Origin of the sequence: Streptomyces sp. NPDC059003 (assembly GCF_042740445.1) — a bacterium.
Classification (GTDB): Bacteria; Actinomycetota; Actinomycetes; order Streptomycetales; family Streptomycetaceae; genus Streptomyces.
In genome coordinates this window covers 1-6,349 of the sequence record NZ_JBHYJH010000304.1, presented here as the reverse complement: position 1 = coordinate 6,349, position 6,349 = coordinate 1, and the positions used below count along the sequence as shown (strand labels likewise).

Annotated in this window: 7 protein-coding genes; 3 read left to right on the top strand and 4 right to left on the bottom strand. The window is 66.5% G+C overall.

The genetic code is table 11. The features are described from left to right. Window positions 1-185: 185 nt before the first annotated feature. A complete protein-coding gene (locus ACFWZ5_RS44020; protein WP_384892711.1) occupies window positions 186-719 on the top strand; it encodes a transposase in 534 nt (177 codons plus the stop codon). A 604-nt stretch (window positions 720-1,323) separates the two neighbouring features. Here the strand turns inward: ACFWZ5_RS44020 and ACFWZ5_RS44015 are convergent. The 4 genes from ACFWZ5_RS44015 to ACFWZ5_RS44000 form a co-directional block, all read right to left on the bottom strand. Further along, the gene (locus ACFWZ5_RS44015) at window positions 1,324-1,875 is read right to left on the bottom strand and encodes a hypothetical protein (RefSeq protein WP_384892708.1); all 552 of its coding nucleotides are present in this window, start codon (window positions 1,873-1,875) and stop codon (window positions 1,324-1,326) included. A 236-nt stretch (window positions 1,876-2,111) separates the two neighbouring features. Continuing rightward, on the bottom strand, window positions 2,112-2,537 hold the full coding sequence (locus ACFWZ5_RS44010; protein WP_384892706.1) for a nuclear transport factor 2 family protein: 426 nt from the start codon (window positions 2,535-2,537) through the stop codon (window positions 2,112-2,114). After that, entirely contained in the window at window positions 2,537-3,457 is a 921-nt protein-coding gene (locus ACFWZ5_RS44005; protein ID WP_384892703.1) for an aldo/keto reductase, read from the bottom strand. Before ACFWZ5_RS44005 ends, ACFWZ5_RS44010 begins: the two co-directional genes overlap by 1 nt. Window positions 3,458-3,538: 81 nt before the next feature. Next, window positions 3,539-4,660: a type III polyketide synthase gene (locus ACFWZ5_RS44000; protein ID WP_384892701.1), complete on the bottom strand. Its 1,122-nt coding sequence runs from the start codon at window positions 4,658-4,660 to the stop codon at window positions 3,539-3,541. A 414-nt stretch (window positions 4,661-5,074) separates the two neighbouring features. Between ACFWZ5_RS44000 and ACFWZ5_RS43995 the strand changes: the two genes are divergently transcribed. Together ACFWZ5_RS43995 and ACFWZ5_RS43990 are read left to right on the top strand one after the other, a co-directional pair. Then, the gene (locus tag ACFWZ5_RS43995) at window positions 5,075-5,416 is read left to right on the top strand and encodes a polyprenyl synthetase family protein (protein ID WP_384892698.1); all 342 of its coding nucleotides are present in this window, start codon (window positions 5,075-5,077) and stop codon (window positions 5,414-5,416) included. 117 nt (window positions 5,417-5,533) lie between these two features. Further along, window positions 5,534-6,307, top strand: coding sequence for a squalene/phytoene synthase family protein (locus ACFWZ5_RS43990; protein WP_384892695.1), 774 nt, complete (start codon window positions 5,534-5,536; stop codon window positions 6,305-6,307). The last annotated feature ends 42 nt before the right edge of the window (window positions 6,308-6,349 follow it).

The window sequence follows — 6,349 nt, the reverse complement described above, 5'->3', positions numbered from 1 at the left end:
AGGCAGGACTTCCTGGTAGCTCAGCGATTGCGAGTCAGCCCGAGCCTCCGGAGGTCCTGTTGTCGCAGTCTTGCGCGAGCGTGCCCGCCGCGTCCAGCTCCCGCGTGTCGCTGTGCGATTGCCTCGCGCACCGGTTCGGGAAGGCGGCGGATCACCCGGACCGCGTCCCGTGCTACATCTCGGACATGACGGAGGCCGAGTGGCAGGGGATGCGCCGGTCGCTGCCGGTACCGGCGTGGCTTCAGGGGCGGGGAGGGCGGCCCGAGGGCTATTGCCACCGCATGATGGTGGACGCTGTGCGGTACGTCGTCGACAACGGGGTCAAGTGGGCGAACCTGCCGAAGGACTTTCCGTCGTATCGGCGGGTGCACGCCTTCGCCCGCCGCTGGCAGGTGACCGGTCTGCTCCCCGAGCTCCACGACCTGGTGCGGGCGAAGGAGGGCCGCGACGTGGATCCGAGTGCGGCGGTCGTGGACTCGCTCGGCCTCCTCCCGCAAGCGGGCCACCTCCGCGCGGACCTTCTTCTCCCGGGCCTCCAGCAGACCGAGCACCGACGGCATCAGCCACCTCCACAAACGCGACGCGAGCAGACGAATGCCCAAACTCTCCCGCCACCAGCCGCAGTTCATGCCCGACCAGCGGAAACCCAGCGATCACATTCGGAATGCGGATGGCTTCTGGGGCAGCCGAGCCGTTCCTGGAGGCGCCGGGTGTTGTAGAAGGTGTCGATGTTCTCGAAGAGCGCGAGGTTCACCTCGGCCCTGGTGGTGAAGGTGCGGCCGCGGAGGCCTTGGGTTTTGATGAGCCAATGCCACGAAGTTATGGGGCCGAGGCCGCTGTCAAGACTTCGGGTTGCGTGAGTTTGTATGTGGCATAGGCGATGCGGTTGAGAAGTCCCTTGCGTGTCCACTTGGCCAGGGCAGCACCCAGGCCTCTACGGATTTACGATCGGCGATGCCGAGTTGTTGTGCCAGGTCCTGCGCCGTCCAGGACCGGTCGGCGTCGGCCGCCGTGATCTCGGAGACATGCGTCCAACGGCCGGGACGCCCCTGCGCATTCGGGCCACTCGCGGTCAGGGCCGTGGGCCGTGCAGGTGGGTGGACGGCGACACCGAACGCTGTGAGGAGGGTGCTCATCAAAGGACGGTCGTCGTGTTTCCGGGTGTGGTAGTGCGAGATCCCGCACTTCACGACGTGTGCGGAAACCCGCGAGTGGCGCGGCGGCAGCAGGCTGCTCGGAATTGCGGCACCGATGCGTCCGACCAGGTCGACTCGCCCATCGAGTGCCAGGGGCGGCGATGGGAGACGCGGCTGGACGACCGTGTCACGGGCTGCCTCCAGGGCCGTGGTGAAGGCGGCCCGGTCCGGGTCGCAGCCAGCGACGGTCTCCACGGCCGTGACCATCGCCGAGCGCAGGGCCTGGTAGAGCAAACCAGGAGCCCCCACAGTTCCTGCTCCAGGCCGGCCGGTCCTTCGACCGCAACACCCGTCCCCTGGGCAGGGTGTGACGCAAGGCCAGGAAAGACGATTCCACTTCCCAGCGTTCGTGATAAAGGTGTACCAAGTGCTCGGCCGGATCGGCGCGATGGTCGGTAAGTGTGGTGAGCAGCCGGTAAGAGCCGGTGCTCCGGCCGCCGTCGGCGGTGTGTGCCTGCACCTCGGCCTCCAGTCCGAAGCGGTGGGTGAACCGTCCCAGCCACGCACGGTTGCGCTCGTGGTCGGGAGCCGCGAGGCTACGGCAGCCGTCGAAGGCCACCGTCCGCCACCGCCGGTAGCACACGCCGGGAGTGGACGGCTGGGCCAGCGGGCCGGCCAGCACTTCGAACAGGTGCTTCAGCGGCGTTGCGCCGATACGGCGGCGCAGATCATGCAGCACCTTCTGGCGAAGGTCTTCGCCGACCAGAAACCGCCGATCAGGTCCATGAGCGGAATGGGTGACAGTCCCTCGGGAATCGTGTCGGCTCTGGGGATCCCCGGAGCGGGGCGAGGATTTGGCGCCTTGGCCATGTTCTTCCCCCTTTCGTGTTGGTGTGGGCTGCGGTAGATGACAGTTGGCGTCAGCTCGCGTGTCAGAGCCGAGGCAGCTCTGCACGGCGTTCTTACGCACGCACATCAGCCCGTCGTTGTGCGGGATGCAGTCGGGGTGAACAGGTGCAGCAGCTCGGCGACGCGGTAGGCGTTCTCCCAGTGCTCCACAATGCAGCCGCCTTCGAAGCGCCACAGGCCGCAGAACGGCATGGCGATGTCCTGGGGGTGGGTGGCGCGTAGGATGCCGAGGACCGCGCCGAAGTACTCATTGGCTGCGATGTGCTCGACGTCCATGACGAGGGTATTTCCGGTCAGCCGCAGCAGGGCCTGCTCATGGGCGAGGACAGCCTGGACCCCCCGGCACAGCCCGGGGTCTTCCACGCTGCGGTCGGCGCGGTGCAGCACCATGTCGTCCGCAGCGTACTCAGCCAGCTTGGACAGGTCGGCGTAGATGGTGCGCAGGATCCCAGTGTGCGGATGCGCGGTGGTCTGACGGGGGACGGTGGTCATCACCGGGTTCCTTCCTGGACAGGGACGGGGGCGGTGGGCCGCCATACGGTGGCCTTCGCGCACAGGGCCTCGAGTTCGTCCCACTGGGTTTCGGTAAGCTGGACGTCGGTGGCCTTTAGGTTGTCCTCGAGGTGGGTGACGGAGGTGGTGCCGGGGATGAGGAGGATGTTCGGTGAGTGCTGCAGCAGCCAGGCAAGCCCCAGTTGTGCGCCGGTGGCCCCGTAGGTATCGGCGGCCTGGGTGAGAATCCCGGTGGGGCCGACGAGGTCGCCGTGGCCGAGGGGGAACCAGGGGATGAAGGCGATGTTATTGTCCTCGGCGTATGTGAGGACTGCTTCGCCGGAGCGGTCGGCGATGTTGTAGAGGTTCTCCACCGCCACGATGTCGACGATCTGGCGGGCGGCTTCGAGCTGTTCGATGGTGACTTCGGGCTGCCCGGACAGGCCGATATGCCGGATCTTTCCCTGTTGCTGGAGTTCGGCCAGGGCGCCGAGCTGGTCGGCCAGGGGAACGAGGGGGTCGATGCGGTGCAGCTGGTACAGGTCGATGCACTCGCGCCCAAGCCGGTATAGGCTCAACTCGACCTGCTGGCGCAGGTATTCGGGCCGCCCCAGCGCGACGATGTACGGGTTGCGGCCCTCGGCTCGGACCCAGTCTTCGGGCCCGGTGCGGAGCATCCCGCCCTTGGTGGCGATCACCAGGTTTTCGGGGTAGGGGTACAGGGCCTCTCGGATGATCTCCTCGTTGTAGCCGGGGCCGTAGGAGTCGGCGGTGTCGATGAAGGTGACGCCGAGCTCGCGCACCGCGCGGCGCAGCAGGCACTTGGCCTTGTCGGGGTCAGTGGGCGGGCCCCACATGCCGGGGCCGGTTAGATGCATTGCGCCGTAGCCGAGGCGGCCGACCACCTGGTCGCTGCCCAACGTGAAAGTCTGGGGCACGTTCGCCAAGCCAGTAGTCACAGCAGTTCCTCATTTCAGTGCGTTGTGGAGATGGGGTGGCGGTCAGGGCTGCGGTGCGTGCGGTCTCGCGGATGCCCGGCCGTTGGTGTGCGCCACATGGCGTCCGCCGCGTATCGGCTCGGGGGCGCTCCAGGTGCCCAGGCAGGATTCGGCGGTGATGCCGGGACCGAATCCGGCCAGCAGGCCACGGGCTCCTTCGGGCAGGCCCTCGTCAGACTGACGGCGCAGCGCGTCGAAGACGACGGCCGAGGCGATGTTGCCGTACTCGGTGAGCGTGGCCCGGCTGTGCCGGAAGGCCACCGGGGGCACCATCAGATATCGGGACAGGTCATCAAGGATCCGCGGACCGCCGGCGTGGATGATGTAGAAGTCCAGCTTCGAGGCATCCCAGCCGTGTGCTCCGGCAAGCGTGTGCAGGGCCGGGGCCAGGAGGTTCATGGTCCCGGGAACCCGGCGGTCCAGGCGGAAATGAAAGCCCGTCGCCTTCACGTTATAGGTAATCCAGTCCCCGGTGGCCGGCACCAGGTGAGATGCGTTGGCCACCAGCCGCATCCCGGCGCCGCCCGCACCCCTGACAACTGCGGCGGCGATCGCATCCCCGAACAGCCCGTCGGACAGCAAGGAGCCGACATCGCTGTCATCAGGCTGGTAGACGAGTGAGCAGAATTCGCATGCGACGATCAGCACATGGGTGCCCGGGTAGGCGAGGCAGAAGTCGTGCGCCCGGTTGATCGCTGCGCCGCCGGCCGCGCAGCCCAGCTGCGCGATGGGGATCTGCCGGGTATCGCTGCGGAATCCCAGCTCATTGATCATCCAGGAGGTCAGCGGCGGCATGGTGAATCCCGTGCACGACACGAACACGATCGCGTCGATCTGTGGCGCCGTCACCTCGGCCGAGGACAGGGCCTGCTTAACCACGTTCGGGATGCGGGCGCGGGCTTCGCGCACATAGACGCGGTTGCGGGCCTCGAACCCCGGGTGCTGAAGCGTCTGCATGAGGGGCTGGACCAGGTGGCGCTTCGCCACCCCGGTGTTCTTGATCATCCGCAGGACCAGCGGCAGCTTCGCGTGGTCGGGATGGAGCTGGCGCGCCAACTCCAGCGTCTCCTCCATCGAGATGGTGTTCTCCGGAACCCACACTGAGGGCCTGCACAGCACAGCCATGACACTCCCCACTCACCGTCGATCAACTTGTGGCCGAGCAAGCCGTGGAGCTCGGGGAGAGGCGGCACACATGCGTCAGGTACACGACGATGGTCCACCGACCGCGTCAACCAGAGCTGATGAACGGCCGCGTGACCTCACTCTTTTCCGAGCCCACCCCAGAGAGAAGGCGCACATGGCGGCGCTTGACGTGTCCATGGATCTACCAGGTGTGCTCACTGCCCACGAAGTGCGCGGGAGCGCAGAACACGGCATCCAGGCACTCATCGAAGGCGAGTACCTCGACATTCGCATCCACGCTGATACCGGCACCCGGACCAGCGCCCTGGCTGTCGCCACCGCCAAGACCGGCGAACTTCTCGCCTGTGCCCTCGGGGCGCTTGCAGGTGGGGCTGACTCCGAGCGCGTCGGACCGTGCAAGCCTTCGGTCGACACCTCGGTATCGCATTCCAGTGCGTCGACTACCTGTTTGGCATCTGGGGTGATGAGACAGGAGCCGGCAAGCCCGCGCTGTCGGATATACGCGCGCGCAAGGTCACCTTGCCGGTCGCCGCAGCACTGGCCGAGCGAACTCCGCAGTCTGAGAGCCTGCGAGGCTTGCACCGCCGTCAAACAGTCGCCAGGGATTGGACTGTTCACCAGGCCAGGCGCCACACCGAAACGGCGCTCGAACACCTCTCCCTCGTGCACCCGGCACCGGTCCCAGCCGCTGAACTCGCCGATCTTGCCCAACTCCTCACATGCCGGGACCACTGAAGGGATCACCGCACTATGCTGCCGTGAGACTTCTACTCGCCCCGCCCTTGCAACCCCACGCGGTCGCCGCGTACGGATTCCTCGCTCGTACCGACGACATCGCCGACAATGGGCTCCTTGCCGGAGCGCCTGCCCCGCTTCCAGGCATGGGCCGGAGAGGTCACCGTCGGCCTCGACGCCAACCACTCAGAAGACCCAGTCTTGCGGGCCTTCCTATACACTGTGACCGCACGGCGTCTGCCCCATCACTGGGTGAAGTCCTACGTCCAGGGCACTGCTCAGGAACTGCACTTCACCGGCTTCACCACCGAGGCCTACTTCCAACGCTACGTCGCTGACGTCTCGCCATTGTCCCTCATGCTGCTCGAAGCATTGCAGCATCCCGGCGGCGGGGACAAGCCGTTCCGGGACCGCTGCCGACTCTTCGCCGAAGGCTGCCTGGACCACCTCGCTGACCTCAAAGAGGACTTGAGCGACGGACGCCTGTATCTGCCACAGGAAGACCTCGATTACTGTGGCGCCACCTGCACCGCGCTCGAACGCGGCGAGGACACCCCGGCGACCCGGGCTTTGGTGACGTTAACGTGCCATAAGATCAGGAAGGCCCTGTCGGCAGCACGTGCGCTGCTCGACTCGACAGCGCCGGACTTCCAGCCTCTGCAGCGCGCCCTGTTGGACCTGTCCGATCACCAACTCCCGCATCGAGCACAGCGGCACCGACGTCACCCGCCGCTCTGTGGGCCACAGCATCGTCCGACCGCTCCGCATACTGACCCGGGAATTACGCCAGGCCACCCGCTACCGCAGGCTGCGCCGGACGACCGTGCCGCCTTGAGCATCCAGGTTGGGATGCTGGCATGGAAAAGGCTCAGTGAACCTCTTTCATCCTGAATGGTCGCAGGTCAACAGCGTGTGGTTGGCTTGGATGATGGT